Raw genomic sequence first — 15528 nt, 5'->3', positions numbered from 1 at the left:
TTATGAGCTTGCACCTACCACTTCCGGTCGTCGCGGCCGCCCTCCGGCCCTTCTACCGGCTGAGCCTCAACGCGAGGCTTCCGTACGACGTACAGAGGGCGCTCCTCGAACTCGGTGCCCCGCTACAGCGGTTCCCACCGGGTACCGTCGTTCGCCCGACCTCACTGGCCGGCCGACCCGCGGAGCGAATCACCGTAGGGGCCACGAAACGCCAGACCGCCGTTCTCTACCTACACGGCGGCGCCTTCACGATCGGTTCGCCGGCAACGCACCGCTCGCTGGCCGCCTACCTTGCCAAGGAATCCGGCGCCGCGGTCTACACCCTCGACTACAGGTTGGCACCGGAGCATCCGTTCCCGGCCGGCCTCGAGGACGCGGTGGCGGCGTACATGGAACTGAACACCGAACACGGTTACGAGACAGAGCAACTAGCTGTCGCAGGTGACTCTGCAGGCGGCGGACTCGCTGTCGCAACTGCACGGCGCCTGATCGATCGGCACGGCGTGACGCCCGCCGCGATGGCCCTGATCTCACCATGGGTCGACCCAGGGCGTCGCGACTATCCCCGCCCCCGTGACCTCGTCGTCAATGCGGGTTGGTCGTTCGACGCGGCCGAGAAGTATCTGGGCAACGGGGATGCGAGCGACCCCGGCTACGCCCCGATGTTGGGGGACCTGAAAGGGTTGCCGCCCACTCTGATTCACATCGGCGTGGAGGAAGTTCTCTACCCGCAGGTCATGGAGTTCGCCGACAAGCTGGAACAGTCGAACGTGGATGTCACGCTCACCGAGTACGCCCGTCTGTGGCACGTCGCCCACCTGCAGGCGTCTTTGGTACGAGAGGCTGAGGACGCGGTCGCCGAACTGGGCGAATTTCTCCGTTCACAGATGAGCGTCAAGCCAAATCCGCGCCACGCCCGCTGAATCCGCACCATCGCGGACCTGGCCGATCATGTCGGCCAGGTCCGCTGTCGTCAGCTCACCCGCTACCAGGTTCATCGCCTTCACCTGGGATTCGCGAAGGCTTCCGCTTCGGTACAGCGGCACGACGTTCTGCGCAGTGAAGACGTGGTCGGCGTCGGACAGCAGAACGAGATCCGCACCCGCGACGTCGGGGGAAGCTGTGGTCACACCGGCCAGGCGGACAGATTCGTCGGCAGACTCCGGGGCGGTGACTTCGGCGATTGCCGCCGCATCGTCAGTCGCCATACGAGTCTGGGCGAACGAACATCCGCTAAGACCTGCCAAGGCATCGGCCTCGAAGCTCGGCGCGTATACAACAGTTGTCGTGCTGCACCAGGGATTGAGATCCTCCAGGGCTGTAAGGCTCAGGCGGGTGGAGGTTTCCGGCGTGATGGCCAACACCGACCTGTCCTCGGCCGAGGCGAAGTCGGATACCGAAAGGCCCTGCGGCAAAGACCTACTCAGTGCCTCGAAGACGTCGTCCTGCTCGGTCTCCGTCGACCGGGGATTGTAGTACCGAAGCAGTTCGCCCGTGAGTTCCGGCACCACCGTCACGTCGCCGGCGTCGAGTTCACCGAGGTAGTCGGTGCGGGCACCGAGACCGTGAGCTGTGCTGACCGAGGCTCCCGTCGTACGCAGCGCACCGGCATAGATTTCAGCCAGAATTCGGCTCTCGGCGCTGTCACCGGCCCCGACGACGATTTGACTCGCAGGCGCGGCGGACTCGTCGGGAGTGGCACGATCGACTCCACAGGACGCCGTCACACCCATCAGCAGCACAGCCGAGGCGGTGATCACCACCCGCCGCCACGACAACGGTCGGCATCGCCGCCCCGCCCGCGATCCTTCGTTGTGCGTGTGTGCCACGTAAGAGTCCTTCCTTGAAATGTCGAGTCGCAACAAGACCCTGCTGTGTCCGCCCCCCATCGTTACACTGGCCACCTGGCAGCTCCTACACACACCCACCGGTGCCCTTGGCGGACCCGGCCGCGGTGACGACGGAAAGGACCCTGTGCGCACCTCACGAATCCCGTCATATTTCACCCGCCGCGTCGTGGGCGGTACCGCTCTCGCAACGGTCGCGATAGTGTCGCTCGCGGCCTGCGGTGGAGGATCCAATCCACTCTCCGGGGGCGGCGAAGGGTCCGGCGACAACCCGAATTCGATCATCGTCGGGTCTGCAAACTTCCCCGAATCGGTGACGGTCGCGAACATCTACACCGACGCGCTCCGCGCAAACGGGTTCGACGTGACCACCAAGTTCAACATCGGCACCCGGGAGGCATATATTCCGGCGCTGAAGGATGGGTCCATCGACGTCATTCCCGACTACACGGGAAACCTCCTGCAATATGTCGATCCCGAGTCGACGGCGACCAGTGCCACCGACGTCGACGCAGCACTTCCTGCCGCACTGGGACCGGAACTCATGATCATCACGCCGGCTCCGGCCGAAAACAAGGACGCCGTCGTCGTCACGAGGGAAACGGCGCAACGTTGGAACCTGACTTCGATTGCCGACCTTGCGGAGCACTCGAGCGAGGTCAAGTTCGGTGCGCCCGCGGAGTTCGCCGAGCGCATCGGTGGCCTGCCGGGATTGAAGTCGAAGTACGGGCTCGACATATCGGCCGACAATTTCGTTCCGATCGCCGACAACGGTGGTCCCGCCACGGTCGCAGCCCTTGCTTCAGGGCAGATCACCGCTGCCAACATCTTCACCACGTCTCCAGCTATCGAGAAGAACGACTTCGTGGTGCTCACGGACCCGCTTGACAACTTCGCCGCGCAGAACGTAGTCCCAGTGGTGCGTACCGCGAAGGTCTCCGACGAACTGACCGAGGTGCTCGATGCTGTGTCGGCGAAACTGACCACCGAAGCCCTTCTGTCGCTTAACGATGCCGTCTCCGGTGACGCGAAGACCGAACCGGCGGCGGCGGCGGAGCAATGGGTCACCGACCAGGGGCTCGACCAGCCGGTCTCGTAAGGACTCGCCGTGATCACTTTCTCGGGTGTCACCAAACGGTATCCGGATGGCACGACGGCAGTCGACAACCTCGATCTCGAGATCGAAGCCGAGTCCTTCACGGTCTTCGTCGGGCCGTCCGGCTGCGGTAAGACCACATCGATGCGGATGATCAACCGGATGATCACGCCTACCAAGGGAACGATCACGGTTGGCGGGCGCGACATCGCCGATGTCGACGCCGTGAAGCTTCGCCTCGGCATCGGTTACGTCATCCAGGGCGCCGGACTGTTGCCACACCGCACAGTCGTGGACAACGTCGCCACCGTGCCTGTGCTGAAGGGTGATTCACGGCGCAGCGCCCGCAAGGCCGCGTTGGCTGTACTGGAACGGGTGGGCCTCGATCCGGCGCTGGCGTCACGCTATCCCGGGCAACTCTCCGGTGGGCAGCAACAGCGCGTAGGAGTCGCTCGGGCGCTGGCCGCCGATCCGCCGATCCTGCTGATGGACGAGCCGTTCAGTGCCGTCGATCCCCTTGTCCGAGAGGACCTGCAGGCGGAGATGCAACGCCTGCAGGCCGAAATGCGGAAGACCATCGTGTTCGTCACCCACGACATCGACGAAGCCATCAAACTTGGCGACAGGGTGGCAGTTTTCGGCCCGGGTGGACGGCTGCAGCAGTACGACACCCCGGACACGGTCCTGTCCGTGCCCGCCAACGATTTCGTCGCGTCGTTCGTGGGACGAGATCGCGGCTACCGTGGCCTCTCGTTCCGGACCGCCGATCAGGTTCCGCTGCACACGATTCGGACCGCGACCGAAAAGGAAGTACCCGAGCTGACCCTCGAGCACGGTGACTGGGCCCTGGTCGTCACCGATACCGGAGTTCCCACGGGCTGGATCGACGGCATTGGCGTGGAGAGGGCGCGTGCTGGTCGCCCGATCTCCGAATGCACTGCGGCAGGAGGGTCTCTCTTCACTCCCGGCGCCGATCTACGACAGGCGCTGGACGCGGCCATCTCCTCTCCCGCGGGGATCGGGGTGGCTGTAGACGCCGACGGCACGGTGGCGGGCGGCATACTCGGCGCCGAGGTGATCGCGAAACTGGCCGAGCAACGGGCGGCGGAGGATCGCATGAGGAGTGAGCTCCACCTCTCTTGCGAGGCGACGAGCACGGACAGGCCGTAGTCCGATGAGGTGGCTGCTCGACAACTTCTCCGTCGTCGTCGATCTGACGAAGACCCATCTGTATCTCGCACTGGTCCCCCTTCTGATCGGACTGATGATCGCCGTCCCGGTAGGGAGCGTCGTCAAGGGCGTGCCGTGGCTGCGCAAGATCACACTGATCGCCGCGGGCATTGCGTTCACGATTCCATCGTTGGCGCTGTTCGTGACGATTCCCTCGATTGTCGGCTTGCAGATCCTCGACCCGCTCAACGTGGTGATCGCGCTGACGATCTACTCCACCGCCCTGCTCATCCGTGCCGTGCCCGAGGCCCTCGACTCGGTCCCCGCTGATGTCGTCGACTCTGCAACCGCGATGGGATTCACCCGCCTCGGGCGGGTCCTCACCGTCGACCTCCCCCTCGCAATACCCGTTCTCGTCGCCACCGTGAGGGTGGTGGCTGTGACCAACATCTCGCTGGTATCGGTGGGTTCGGTAATCGGAATCGGGGGCCTCGGCACCCTGTTCACCCAGGGCTACCACCGTGACTACCCCGACCAGATTTTGGCCGGGATCATCGCCATCGCCGTACTCGCCCTGACATTCGACGTGCTGCTGTACCTCGTCGGCCGATTACTGACACCGTGGACCCGGCAATTTCGCCGCCCGTCTGCAGAACAATGGCCCTCCAGCGCACCGGCGTCCGAGGGGGCTTCATGAACATCTTCGCCGACGCGTGGGTCTATATCACCGACGCGGCCAACTGGCACGGCAGCACGGGAATCGGCGCTCGAATCCTCGAACACCTTTGGTACAGCTTTCTGGCGGTGGTCCTGGCGGTGGCGGTAGCGGTACCGCTCGGTCTGATCATCGGGCACCTACGCAAAGGCGACGTGGTCGTCGTTGGTCTCGTCAACGCACTCCGCTCCCTGCCGACGCTCGGCCTGCTGACGCTGCTGGTGCTTGTGCTCGGGCTCGGTCTGATCCCCCCGATCCTGGCCCTGGTGATCCTCGGGATTCCACCTGTGCTGGCAGGAACCTACGCGGGTATTGCGAACGTCGAGTGGAAGGTTGTAGACGCCGCGCGGGCGATGGGCCTGACCGAATGGCAAGTCCTCACCCGTGTCGAGGCGCCGAACGCGCTGCCGCTCATGCTCGGCGGACTCCGCAACGCCACCTTGCAGATCATCGCAACCGCATCCGTGGCCGCGTACGTCAATCTCGGCGGCTTGGGCCGCTACATCTTCGATGGGCTTGCCTTGCGCCAGTACGACCGGGTGGTGGTTGGCGCGCTTCTGGTGACGATTCTCGCGCTCGTCGTGGACGGTCTGCTCGCGCTCGCGGTATGGATGTCCGTTCCCGGCACGGGCCGACTGAGGCGCAACCCGAGCGCCGAACAGATTGTCGCGAGGGCATCCTGACGAAGAGACCGCACAACGACGAACACCCCGATACCGGAGCCTTGGGTGCGGGCTCCAGTCCGGGGTGTTCGACGGATTCTCGCTAGCTGGTGACGCCTTCTGCGTGAGCGGCACCGGCGACCGCCTCCGCAACAGCGGGGGCGACCCGAGGATCGAGCGGGCTGGGAACGATCTTGTCTACACCCAGCTCGTCGCCGACCACCGAAAGGATTGCCTCGGCAGCGGCAAGCTTCATGCCTTCGGTGATACGGCGGGCGCCGGCGTCGAGCGCACCACGGAACACACCGGGGAAGGCGAGTACGTTGTTGATCTGGTTCGGGAAGTCACTGCGTCCCGTAGCCACGATTGCCGCATGCTTGCGTGCGATGTCGGGGTGAATCTCTGGATCCGGGTTCGACAACGCGAACACGATCGAGTTCTCCGCCATTGTGGCGATGATCTCTTCGGGCACAGTGCCCGCAGACACACCCAGGAACACGTCTGCACCATCGAGGGCCTCGACGATGCCACCGCGGCGACCTGTGGGGTTGGTTCGGGCTGCCAAGTCGGACTTGACCTCGGTGAGGTCCTCGCGATCTTCGGAAACGATGCCCTTCGAGTCGAGAACCGTCACGTCGTTGATGCCGGCGGCCAGCAGAATGTTCGCGCAGGCGACACCTGCGGCACCGGCACCGGAGATGACCACCCGAAGCTCGTGCAGGGGGCGGTCCTGGACCTTGGTGGCACCCTTGAGTGCGGCAAGGACGACGATCGCGGTGCCGTGTTGATCGTCATGCATGACCGGACAATCGAGCGCTTCGATCACGCGCTCTTCGATCTCGAAGCAGCGGGGCGCCGAGATGTCCTCGAGATTGACGGCGCCGAAGCTCGGACGCAATCGGATGAGAGTCTCGACGATCTCGTCAGTGTCCTTCGTATCCAGCACCAACGGGATGGAGTTCAGGTCCGCAAACTTCTTGAACAGCGCGGATTTGCCCTCCATCACGGGAAGTGACGCCCGGGCTCCGATGTCACCGAGGCCGAGTACCGCGGAGCCGTCCGATACGACGACGACGAGGCGATTGGTCCAGGTGTAGCGATTGGCCAGCGTCTCATCGGCTGCGATGGCGCGGCTGACCTGTGCGACGCCGGGCGTGTATGCGATGGACAGGGCACGCTGAGAATCGAGGGCTGCCGTGGTCTGCACCGAGAGCTTTCCCCCGATGTGGCCGGCGAAGATTTCCTCGTCGTTCAGCTCGACCTTCTGCGGTGTTGTGGGTTCAGACACGGTGGACACAATGGCACTCCTACAAAGTCTAGGCTCACTCGGGGCCGGGTTACTGAGAAGTAACCATGCGGATCAACTCTGACCACTTGACTACTCCACGAACGACTACTGAGATGACGCTCCAGGATGCGCTATCACGATGGCCGCAGAACTTCCAAAGCGTCATGGCACCGGGCGGGTGAGCCCTGGCAAGACTGCCGTGATCTCCCCCGAAGGGCGGTGGCGCCGACGGCGGAGTATGGCAAGTTTGGCACGACTATCGACACGCAATCAAATTGTCATCCCGTCGGGAGTCGTAGCTCCACGCTCCCACTGCCCGGCGAGTACGGGTTCCGTGATCACTGCGCCATTCGCTGTCGCCTTTTGACCGAATCGGCATCAACCCCACCATTGTGTGAACAGCAGAAGAGCCGCCGCCGCGATTACGACCGCAGACGCGGTCGCAGCCACCATTCCTTCGCGACGATCCGCGATCCACTGAGCCGCTATCGCGACCAGAGCAGCCGCGGTGTGCGCTGTGATGGAGACCGTTCCCGGTCCAGGCACCCCCTTGCCGCCACCTAGGTAGGCGGAAACGATCACGACGAGCAGCAGAAGCACGAGTCCGGCAGCGACGGCACCGCTGAGCGCACGGATTGCCCGGAGGGGCAGCGGGCTTCGTGGCTCTCTGGGCGGCACATCGCCAGGAGCAGGCCGACCATAGGAGTCGAACCTGTCGTATCCATCTCTTGCGTATACACTCATGACGAAATCACCGGCACTCCAGATGATTTGGACACCAATCTGTCAAATTCGTCTGCGTTCGTAGAGAATTCGCCCAACCTTGTATTCTTGTTCGCCCCGTGATAGTCGGAAGAACCGGTGACGACGAGGTCGAGTTCCCCCGCAAGGTCCTGCAGTAGCCGCGTGTCGGCCGCCGAGTGGTCCGGGTGGTGCACCTCGAGCCCGTGCAGACCTGCCGACGCCAGATCACGGATGTGTTCGAGTGCAAGCAACCGCCCCCTCATGCGCGCGCGCCCGTGCGCGAGGACACTCACTCCCCCCGCCTCCGCCACAAGTTGTACCGCCTCGTCGAGCGGTGTGTCCGACTTATCCACGAAGTACCTGCCACCGGGCGCAAGCAGGTCGACGAACGCCTCACCGACGCTGTCGACGACCCCCGCCCGCATCAGGGCCCTGGCCAGGTGCGGGCGACCCGCGGCGACTCCCGCCTCAGCGAGGACCTCGTCGGCGTCGATCGGGAGTCCGTCTTCCTTCATCCGTTCTGCCATTGCTCGGACTCTGACTACCCGTTCGTCGAGCAACCGTTCTCGCTCCCTCGCGAACGCCGGGTGAGCCGGGTCGAACAGGTAGGCAAGCAGATGTACTGCGACAGGACGTCCGTCCTCTCCACGACCTTCGCACGACATTTCCATGCCCCGGACCAGCGTGAGCCCGGCAGGTAACGCGGCGACCGCCTCTGCCCAACCTGAGGTGGTGTCGTGATCGGTCAACGCCACGACGTCCAAGCCTGCCGCCTTCGCGGCGCGCACCAAGGCCTCCGGACGATCCGTTCCGTCCGAGGCCGTCGAGTGAGAATGAAGATCGATGAGCACCAGTCCAGTCTCTCAGCTGTCGGGCGAACGGTCTTCGAACTCGGGTGTGTCGCCGATTGCCGCATCTATCAGTCGCCCGCTCTTGCATATATCAGAGTGAAGCGGATGCACGATTCGGATCGCGGACGTCGATGCCCGCCTCCGCCCACGCCTCACGCAGAGCATCAGCGCCGCGCAATCGCACCCACGCCGCTTCATTTCCGGTCAGCGGCACCACCGTCAGAAACCGTACGGCCTCGGCCGGTTCCGGTAGCGGCAGATCTGCAATAGTCGACTCCTCGAGCAACACCGCCGTGAACGGTGCGTCCTTCCACAGGGGCTCTCCCAAGTCGAGCAGCGCGTCCCCCACCAGAACGACGCCCTCCACCGAGGGCGCGGCCGCCAGAACCGCCAACGTGCGCGCGACACCCGAAGCCACCCCTGTGCCGCCGCGCAGCGCGAGGACGAGCTCGGCGCGCGGTCCGCGCACGGGGTCGGCCATCAACTCGCCCGGGTCGCCCATCGGGTGCCTGGAACAACCCACTGTCGCGTACCTCACCAGACCCTCGCCGTCTGCGGCGAACCGGAGCACGCTGAGAGGTTCGACGCCCAGGAACGTCACCGAAGCCTCCGCTGGATCCGGCACTCCGATCTGCTCGATCAGGTGTGCGCGAACCGAGGCAACAACACTGTCAGTCACCCGGCCATCAAACCACCGAACTCGATCCCCCGCCGGACGGCCTCTCGGGCAGGCTGCATGGCAGCACGATCGCGACAACCGGCTCCGATCTCACCGTGACCGCGGTCTCGTCAGTTGCCGCAGTACCGTATTGCCCTAGTGCAAGTTCGGACTGCGGGAGGACCCAGTGGCCATCGGATCGAAACCGGCAACCAGGGGGCTTCTACCGGTCATGTGCTTCGTCGTGATGATCGTCGCCGTTCTCCAGACACTGGTGGTGCCGATCGTCGGAACCATAGGAGCGCAACTGGGCGTCAGCCCGACTGGCGTGGGATGGCTCCTTACCGCCAACCTCCTCGCAGCCGCCACTGCGACACCCGTCCTGGGTCGGCTCGCAGATCTGCGCGGCAAGCGTCCGGTCCTGCTCGGTGTGCTCGCGGTCGTTCTGCTGGGCTCGGTCATCGGCGCTGTCGCGACTTCGATCGGTGTGCTGATCTTCGCCCGTGTGCTCCAAGGCGCGTCGTTCGCACTTTTCCCCATCGGAATCGCCGTCCTGCGGGACGAACTCCCGCCGGCGAAGCTGACCGGGGCAATGGGGATCCTCTCCGGCACTCTCGGCTTCGGTGGGTGCTTCGGCATCATCCTCACGGGCGTGCTGGTCTCCGACGGAGCCGACTTCCACCGAGTCTTCTGGCTGGCCTCTGCCATCAGTGCGGTCGGACTCGTCCTCGCCTGGTTCTCGATCCCCCGGCGTCCACGCAGTGGCGCGGGGCCGATCGACTGGATCGGCGCGGTGGGCCTCGGGGTCGGCCTCATCCTCGTTCTGCTTCCGATCTCCGAAGGAGGAAACTGGGGCTGGCTCTCGCCCGTCACGGTCGGCAGTGGCCTCGCGGGAATCGTGGTTCTCATCGTCTGGTTCCTCTACGAACGCAGGACTGCCGATCCGCTTGTCGCACCCCGACTACTCACCAGCCCATCGGTACTCGTCACCCACCTGGCCGCACTATTCGTGGGCATGTCCATGTTCGTGATGTTCTTGGGCAGTTCGTATTTCGTTCAGACCCCGCGTGAGGTCGCAGGATACGGATTCGGGGCCACTGTGCTGGAGGCCTCCGCCGTGTACCTGCTCCCGGGTGCGATCACCGGTGTCATCGTCGCGATCCTCAGCGGAAAGCTGATCCAGCGCTTCGGTCCCCGTGCGGTCCTCACCGCCTCGAGCGTGGTCGGTGTTGTCGGCTTCACACTGTTCATCCTCGCGCATGACCAGACCCTGGAAGTGATCGCCGCGCTCCTGCTGGTCAACACCTTCATCAGCCTTGCCTATGCGGCGCTTCCGTCGCTATTGGTCGCGGAAGTTCACCAGAACGAAACCGGCGTCGCGAACAGCATCAACTCCATCGCCCGGTCCGTCGGCAGTTCCTTCGCCAGCGCCCTGCTGGCAAGCCTGCTCGCCGGTATCACCCTGGCCGGAACCGCCATCCCTTCGGAAACTGCGTATGTGATCGCGTTCGTCGTCGGCGCAGCGGCTGCCGCGCTCGCCGGTCTGCTCCCACTGGTCGGCACCACCCGCCTGATCCGCACCCCGCCACACGAAGAGGAGGACGAGGTTCACGCGACCGCCCTCGCCGCCGAATGGGGCACCGTCGGTGGCCTGGGCTCCGCGAACACGACCCCCGCGAGCGAGCACCGAAGCGCGTCTTAGCTGAGCAGATCAGAGGGCCAGTCTGGCCAGCATGTCCCTGGCGATCTCCGCCGACTTCGGCTTGCACAACACGTCGTAACGCCCGGCAACCAGTTGCATCGTGGATGCGAAGTCCCGGGTCCCCCGAGTCGCCGCGTATGGGATCGACGTCGAGATCAGCCCGAAGATGATGCCGCCGATAATGCCCACTACCAGTGGCGCAAGGAACCCTCCCGTAACGATGCCCAACAACAGACCGAAGAAAACGCCGAGCCAAGCACCCGAAACAATTCCCCCACCAATAACTTTCGCCCATGACAGACGCCCGAGCACGCGCTCGACCTGCATGAGGTTCACACCCACGATGGTGACGTCCTCTACAGAGAACTCTTGATCGGAGAGGTAGTCGACGGCGCGCTGCGCCTCCGCGTAGGTGGGGTACGAACCGATGGGCCAGCCCGTGGGGGGTTCCGGCAGAGCCCCACGCCGCGCCCCAGTGGACTGTCCGAGTGGATTCGTCATTGTCGCCTGATCTCCTCGTGTGATTCTGTCCAGAATCGATCCTGTATTAACCATTCTGCCTGTCCCAGCTAGCCCTCGTCAGGCCGTACGAAATCCGTCGTGCGCTTCATTCCCGCAGCTCGTCCCTTGGCGGAGATCACGAGGGCCATCTTCCTGCTCGCCTCATCGATCATCTCGTTACCGAGCATCACCGCGCCGCGCTTACCACCGGCCGCGGAAGTGTGGAACTCGTACGCGTCCAGAATCAGCTCAGCCCGGTCGTAATCATCCTGACGGGGGCTGAACACCTCGTTGGCGGCCTCGATCTGAGTGGGATGCAACACCCATTTTCCGTCGAAGCCCAGTGCTGCCGTGCGCTGGGCAGAACGACGGAATCCCTCGATGTCACGGATCTGGAGGTAGGGGCCGTCGATGGCCTGCACTCCGTGCGCCCGGGCGGCCAAGAGGATCGTCATCAAGATGTGGTGATAAGCATCACCACGGTCGTAACCGTCCGGCTGCTCGCCGACGACGAGGGTTCGCATGTTGATGCTTGCCATGAAATCGGCTGGACCGAACACCAGCGTCTGCACTCGCGGGCTTGCCGTCGCGATGGCGTCGATGTTGGTGAGCCCGATCGCATTCTCGATCTGGGGCTCAATCCCGATCCTGCCGACATCGAGTCCGTTTTCCTTCTCGACTTGAGTCAGCAACAGGTCCAACGCCTGAACATGGCTGGCATCCGGCACTTTTGGCAGGAGGATCGCATCGAGATGCGCGCCGGCGCGCCCAACGACCTCGGCGACATCGGCATAGGTCCACTCGGTGGTCCAGTCGTTGACCCTCACCACTTTGATCTGGTCCCCCCACCCGTCCTCGGCGAGGGCGTCTGCGATCGTGGCGCGGGCTTCCCTCTTGACGAGAGGGGACACCGCGTCCTCGAGGTCGAGGAAGACTTCGTCCGCGGGTAATCCCTTGGCCTTGTCGATCATCTTGCGACTGCTGCCCGGGACAGCGAGAACCGATCGCCGGGGCCTCGACACGGAACACATACCATCCTCCAATTTCACAGGTGTTCAATTGCCGGAATCTCTGTCAGAGGAATTAGCCTGACAATCATGGCAGCTGCGAACAAGGTATTTGCAGCCAGGCTCGCCGGCCTGGTGGTCCTCGGCCCAGACGGCGAGTCGATCGGCCGGGTGCGGGACGTAGTCATCACCGTCCGCATCGGCCGGCAGCAACCCCGAGTACTCGGGTTGGTCATCGAAATGTTCACGCGCAAACGCATCTTCGTTCCCATGCTGCGTGTCACTGCGATCGAACCGGGTTCGGTCACACTTACGACGGGCAATGTCAGCCTGCGCCGATTCACTCAACGCCCGAGCGAGGTTCTCGCGCTCGCCCAGGTACTCGATTCCCGAGTGCGGGTTGACGACCCGGACATGGGGGAACTACACGGAGTCGACACCGTTGTGGTCGATCTCGGTATCGAGCTCACCAGAAGCCGTGACTGGGTTGTGTCGAAAGTGGCTGTACGCAAACATCGGGGACGTCTCGGGAGGCGGGCCGAGATATACATCGTGGACTGGCAGCACGTACAGGGACTCACCCAGACCGATCTGTCGATGCCGGGGCAGGGCGTCGCGGCCCTGCTGATGCAGTACGAAGGCATGCGCCCAGCTGACGTGGCCAACGCAATGCGGGAACTCCCTGACAAGCGCAGGCACGAACTCGCAGTCGCCCTCGACGATGAACGGCTCGCAGACGTGGTCCAGGAACTGCCAACCGACGACCAAACCCATCTGCTCATGCACCTCGAGGTGGAACGGGCCGCCGACGTCCTCGAAGCCATGGATCCCGACGATGCCGCCGACCTCCTCGGCGAGCTACCCGAACCCGAGGCCGAGTCGCTGTTGCAGTTGATGGACCCGCAGGATTCCGAGCCGGTCCGAAGGCTTCTCGAGCATTCGCCCGACACCGCTGGTGGCCTGATGACCCCCGAACCGCTGGTGCTGACCGCCTCGATGACCGTCGCGGAGGCACTGGCACGAGCCCGGAACCCCGACGTGACCCCTGCGCTGGCGAGCATGGTTTTCGTCGTCCGGCCACCGACGGCCACGCCGACGGGCCGCTACCTCGGTTGCGTCCACTTGCAACAACTTCTGCGGGAGCCGCCTGCAGGCCTCGTCGGCGGCCTGCTGGACACGGGCCTGCCCTGCCTCGCAGCGGACGACTCGCTGGCCAGAGTCACGCGGTACTTCGCGAGTTACAACCTCGTGTGCGGTCCGGTCGTCGACAACGAAGGCCACTTGATCGGCGCGGTCACCGTCGACGACGTCCTGGACCATCTCCTCCCCGAGGACTGGCGAGAAGAGGAGATCGACCGATGACCGAAAAGGCGTCCAGCGCGGCGGCCCGCAGCCTTTCCGAGCGGCAGCGCCTCGACACACCCCGGATAGCCCGCCGCTTCCGGCTCACCTACGACGTGGAGGCGGTCGGTCGGATCAGCGAGAAATTCGCGCGATTCCTCGGCACAGGTCGCTACCTGATGATCCAGACGATTGTCGTCTTCGTTTGGATCGCCATCAATCTGTTCGCCGTCAGACTCCAGTGGGACCCGTACCCCTTCATACTTCTGAATCTGGCCTTCTCCACCCAAGCCGCCTACGCCGCTCCATTGATTCTGCTGGCCCAGAACCGCCAGGAGAATCGTGACCGCGTCGCCCTCGAGGTAGACCGTTCACGGGCCGAGCAGACGAAAGCGGACACCGAGTTCCTGGCGCGCGAACTGGCAGCCCTTCGCATTGCGATCGGCGAGGTAGCCACACGCGACTATCTGCGGCGTGAACTCGACGAGATCAGGACCCTGCTCACCGACGAGGACGATGTCCGAAACAGGCGTCAATGAGCGTCGACCAGTCCGCTCAAATCTCCGGCAGCAGCAATCACGGATAGGTAACGTCACTCACGTCTTGTCGAAAGTATGACGTGTGCAGACAAATACGTCGCAGGGGGCTGTCGAGTGCGAATTCGTGGACCGTTGATGCTGTCTCTTCTCACTGCGGGCGCTGTCGCCACTCTCGGTTCGTTGTCCGGCAGTGTCCCGGTCCACAGTTCTCAGTTGGGCACGACCGTGCTCGCGTCCTCCGTCGTAGGGAAGATCGATACGCAGGGCGCAGCCAAATCCGGATCGGAACCACAATCCGCACAACTCCCGCCTGCGAGGTTGCTGCCGCCCACACCACGGTCCGTTCGCTCACAGCGCGCTGCTCCCCCACCGCCCGTACCGTCCGCGACAAGCCCCCTTTCGCCAACCGCCACGTTCGGTTCAGGGCTCATCGCCGCGCCGATAATCCTGAGCGCACTCGGCATACCGGAGATCGAACTGAACGCGTACCGGGCCGCCGAACTCGTGATGATGGCGGAGAATCCACGGTGCGGGTTGCCCTGGCATCTGCTCGCGGGTATCGGCCGCATCGAATCCGGCCATGCGGGAGGTGGCCGGACCGACTCGATCGGCACCACTCTCTCCCCGATCCTCGGGCCCGTCCTCGACGGACGACTGGCCGGAAACGCGGTGATCCGCGACACCGACGGGGGTGCGATGGATGGAGATTCCGTGCACGATCGCGCGGTCGGTCCCATGCAGTTCATTCCGTCCACGTGGTCCAGGTACGCAGCGGACGGCAATGCCGATGGCGTGGCAGATCCCAACAACGTGTTCGACTCTTCGCTGGCGGCGGGCCGGTACCTGTGCTCGGGAGGACTCGACCTTCGCGATCCGCAACAGGTGGCGACTGCGGTGCTCCGCTACAACAACTCGGCTGCCTACGTCTCGGATGTCATCACCTGGTCGAACGCCTACCAAAGGGGCGAAATCCCCACACCGGGTCAACTCGCCGGCCCGACCCCCAGGCCGCCCGGTCAGCTCCCCGACACCGTCGTGGAGGAGTCGGATCCCGTCGGCGATCTCGCGACTATGACACCCACGCTCGAGCCGCCCCTCCCCGCGATGCCCTTTCGTGCGCCCGCCGTTCCCGGGCTGCCATGGATTCCCGGATTACCGCAGTTGCCCTGCCTGATCTTTTGCCCTCCGGCTGAACTGGCGCCCGGCTATCCCGAACTCGGCGTGCAAGCCCCCGCCCCCCTCCCACCACCGCGGTAGTTCCTCGCAACCAGCTACTTCGGGCCGTCCCGCCGCGGTGGGAACGGCCCCCGCTTCCACCCACCTCCACCACGTCACCCTCATCATGCGCAAGATAATTTTGATCACAGTTAAATAACAAATAGATATCGACTCAGGTAGCCTCGGGCC

General features: G+C 64.3%; 16 protein-coding genes. 9 read left to right on the top strand and 7 right to left on the bottom strand.

What is annotated here, in order from left to right:
* Window positions 1-2: 2 nt before the first annotated feature.
* Window positions 3-923: an alpha/beta hydrolase gene (locus AB0I57_RS03695; protein WP_358329984.1), complete on the top strand. Its 921-nt coding sequence runs from the start codon at window positions 3-5 to the stop codon at window positions 921-923.
* Here AB0I57_RS03695 and AB0I57_RS03690 read toward each other — a convergent pair.
* Window positions 882-1829, bottom strand: coding sequence for an ABC transporter substrate-binding protein (locus AB0I57_RS03690; RefSeq protein ID WP_358329981.1), 948 nt, complete (start codon window positions 1827-1829; stop codon window positions 882-884). The genes AB0I57_RS03695 and AB0I57_RS03690 overlap by 42 nt on opposite strands.
* Window positions 1830-1974: 145 nt before the next feature.
* On the opposite strand from AB0I57_RS03690, the gene AB0I57_RS03685 reads away from it, so the two are divergent.
* From AB0I57_RS03685 to AB0I57_RS03670, 4 genes are read left to right on the top strand one after another with little or no spacing between them, the layout of a single operon-like run.
* Window positions 1975-2946 (top strand): ABC transporter substrate-binding protein, encoded by a 972-nt coding sequence (locus AB0I57_RS03685; protein WP_358333113.1) that lies wholly within the window; start codon window positions 1975-1977, stop codon window positions 2944-2946.
* A gap of 9 nt (window positions 2947-2955) precedes the next feature.
* Entirely contained in the window at window positions 2956-4113 is a 1158-nt protein-coding gene (locus AB0I57_RS03680; protein ID WP_358329978.1) for an ATP-binding cassette domain-containing protein, read from the top strand.
* A 4-nt stretch (window positions 4114-4117) separates the two neighbouring features.
* Window positions 4118-4810 (top strand): ABC transporter permease, encoded by a 693-nt coding sequence (locus AB0I57_RS03675; RefSeq protein ID WP_358329975.1) that lies wholly within the window; start codon window positions 4118-4120, stop codon window positions 4808-4810.
* A complete protein-coding gene (locus AB0I57_RS03670; RefSeq protein WP_358329972.1) occupies window positions 4807-5511 on the top strand; it encodes an ABC transporter permease in 705 nt (234 codons plus the stop codon). Before AB0I57_RS03675 ends, AB0I57_RS03670 begins: the two co-directional genes overlap by 4 nt.
* Window positions 5512-5593: 82 nt before the next feature.
* On the opposite strand, the gene AB0I57_RS03665 is transcribed toward AB0I57_RS03670, so the two are convergent.
* The 4 genes from AB0I57_RS03665 to AB0I57_RS03650 all read right to left on the bottom strand — a co-directional run bounded on the left by AB0I57_RS03665 (window position 5594) and on the right by AB0I57_RS03650 (window position 9052).
* Window positions 5594-6787, bottom strand: coding sequence for an NADP-dependent malic enzyme (locus AB0I57_RS03665; RefSeq protein ID WP_358329969.1), 1194 nt, complete (start codon window positions 6785-6787; stop codon window positions 5594-5596).
* 369 nt (window positions 6788-7156) lie between these two features.
* The gene (locus AB0I57_RS03660) at window positions 7157-7522 is read right to left on the bottom strand and encodes a hypothetical protein (protein WP_358329966.1); all 366 of its coding nucleotides are present in this window, start codon (window positions 7520-7522) and stop codon (window positions 7157-7159) included.
* Complete coding sequence (locus AB0I57_RS03655) at window positions 7519-8373, bottom strand: PHP domain-containing protein (RefSeq protein ID WP_358329964.1); 855 nt, start codon at window positions 8371-8373, stop codon at window positions 7519-7521. The genes AB0I57_RS03660 and AB0I57_RS03655 overlap by 4 nt, the downstream gene beginning before the upstream one ends.
* A gap of 91 nt (window positions 8374-8464) precedes the next feature.
* Window positions 8465-9052, bottom strand: coding sequence for a suppressor of fused domain protein (locus AB0I57_RS03650; RefSeq protein WP_358329961.1), 588 nt, complete (start codon window positions 9050-9052; stop codon window positions 8465-8467).
* 166 nt (window positions 9053-9218) lie between these two features.
* On the opposite strand from AB0I57_RS03650, the gene AB0I57_RS03645 reads away from it, so the two are divergent.
* Window positions 9219-10733: an MFS transporter gene (locus tag AB0I57_RS03645; protein ID WP_358329958.1), complete on the top strand. Its 1515-nt coding sequence runs from the start codon at window positions 9219-9221 to the stop codon at window positions 10731-10733.
* Window positions 10734-10742: 9 nt separating this feature from the next.
* Here AB0I57_RS03645 and AB0I57_RS03640 read toward each other — a convergent pair whose 3' ends face one another.
* Together AB0I57_RS03640 and AB0I57_RS03635 are read right to left on the bottom strand one after the other, a co-directional pair.
* Window positions 10743-11234, bottom strand: coding sequence for a general stress protein (locus tag AB0I57_RS03640; RefSeq protein ID WP_358329955.1), 492 nt, complete (start codon window positions 11232-11234; stop codon window positions 10743-10745).
* A 68-nt stretch (window positions 11235-11302) separates the two neighbouring features.
* On the bottom strand, window positions 11303-12265 hold the full coding sequence (locus AB0I57_RS03635) for a CoA ester lyase (RefSeq protein ID WP_358329952.1): 963 nt from the start codon (window positions 12263-12265) through the stop codon (window positions 11303-11305).
* A gap of 66 nt (window positions 12266-12331) precedes the next feature.
* Here AB0I57_RS03635 and AB0I57_RS03630 point away from each other — a divergent pair, with 66 nt between their 5' ends.
* The 3 genes from AB0I57_RS03630 to AB0I57_RS03620 all read left to right on the top strand — a co-directional run bounded on the left by AB0I57_RS03630 (window position 12332) and on the right by AB0I57_RS03620 (window position 15378).
* Window positions 12332-13603 (top strand): CBS domain-containing protein, encoded by a 1272-nt coding sequence (locus AB0I57_RS03630; protein ID WP_358329949.1) that lies wholly within the window; start codon window positions 12332-12334, stop codon window positions 13601-13603.
* Window positions 13600-14121, top strand: a complete 522-nt coding sequence (locus AB0I57_RS03625; RefSeq protein ID WP_358329946.1) for a DUF1003 domain-containing protein — start codon at window positions 13600-13602, stop codon at window positions 14119-14121. Before AB0I57_RS03630 ends, AB0I57_RS03625 begins: the two co-directional genes overlap by 4 nt.
* A gap of 135 nt (window positions 14122-14256) precedes the next feature.
* On the top strand, window positions 14257-15378 hold the full coding sequence (locus tag AB0I57_RS03620) for a lytic murein transglycosylase (protein ID WP_358329943.1): 1122 nt from the start codon (window positions 14257-14259) through the stop codon (window positions 15376-15378).
* Window positions 15379-15528 lie beyond the last annotated feature (150 nt).

Origin of the sequence: Rhodococcus sp. NPDC049939, assembly GCF_040656415.1 — a bacterium.
Taxonomy (GTDB): domain Bacteria; phylum Actinomycetota; class Actinomycetes; order Mycobacteriales; family Mycobacteriaceae; genus Rhodococcus_F.
This window is presented reverse-complemented; position numbering and strand designations above follow the sequence as displayed.

Bases quoted from the DNA above. Each gene is read 5' to 3' on its own strand.
- AB0I57_RS03660 (WP_358329966.1), bottom strand. From the start codon at position 7,522: ATGAGTGTATACGCAAGAGATGGATACGACAGGTTCGACTCCTATGGT.
- AB0I57_RS03675 (WP_358329975.1), top strand. From the start codon at position 4,118: ATGAGGTGGCTGCTCGACAACTTCTCCGTCGTCGTCGATCTGACGAAG.
- AB0I57_RS03695 (WP_358329984.1), top strand. From the start codon at position 3: ATGAGCTTGCACCTACCACTTCCGGTCGTCGCGGCCGCCCTCCGGCCC.
- AB0I57_RS03640 (WP_358329955.1), bottom strand. From the start codon at position 11,234: ATGACGAATCCACTCGGACAGTCCACTGGGGCGCGGCGTGGGGCTCTG.
- AB0I57_RS03670 (WP_358329972.1), top strand. From the start codon at position 4,807: ATGAACATCTTCGCCGACGCGTGGGTCTATATCACCGACGCGGCCAAC.
- AB0I57_RS03635 (WP_358329952.1), bottom strand. From the start codon at position 12,265: ATGTGTTCCGTGTCGAGGCCCCGGCGATCGGTTCTCGCTGTCCCGGGC.
- AB0I57_RS03620 (WP_358329943.1), top strand. From the start codon at position 14,257: ATGCTGTCTCTTCTCACTGCGGGCGCTGTCGCCACTCTCGGTTCGTTG.
- AB0I57_RS03625 (WP_358329946.1), top strand. From the start codon at position 13,600: ATGACCGAAAAGGCGTCCAGCGCGGCGGCCCGCAGCCTTTCCGAGCGG.
- AB0I57_RS03630 (WP_358329949.1), top strand. From the start codon at position 12,332: ATGGCAGCTGCGAACAAGGTATTTGCAGCCAGGCTCGCCGGCCTGGTG.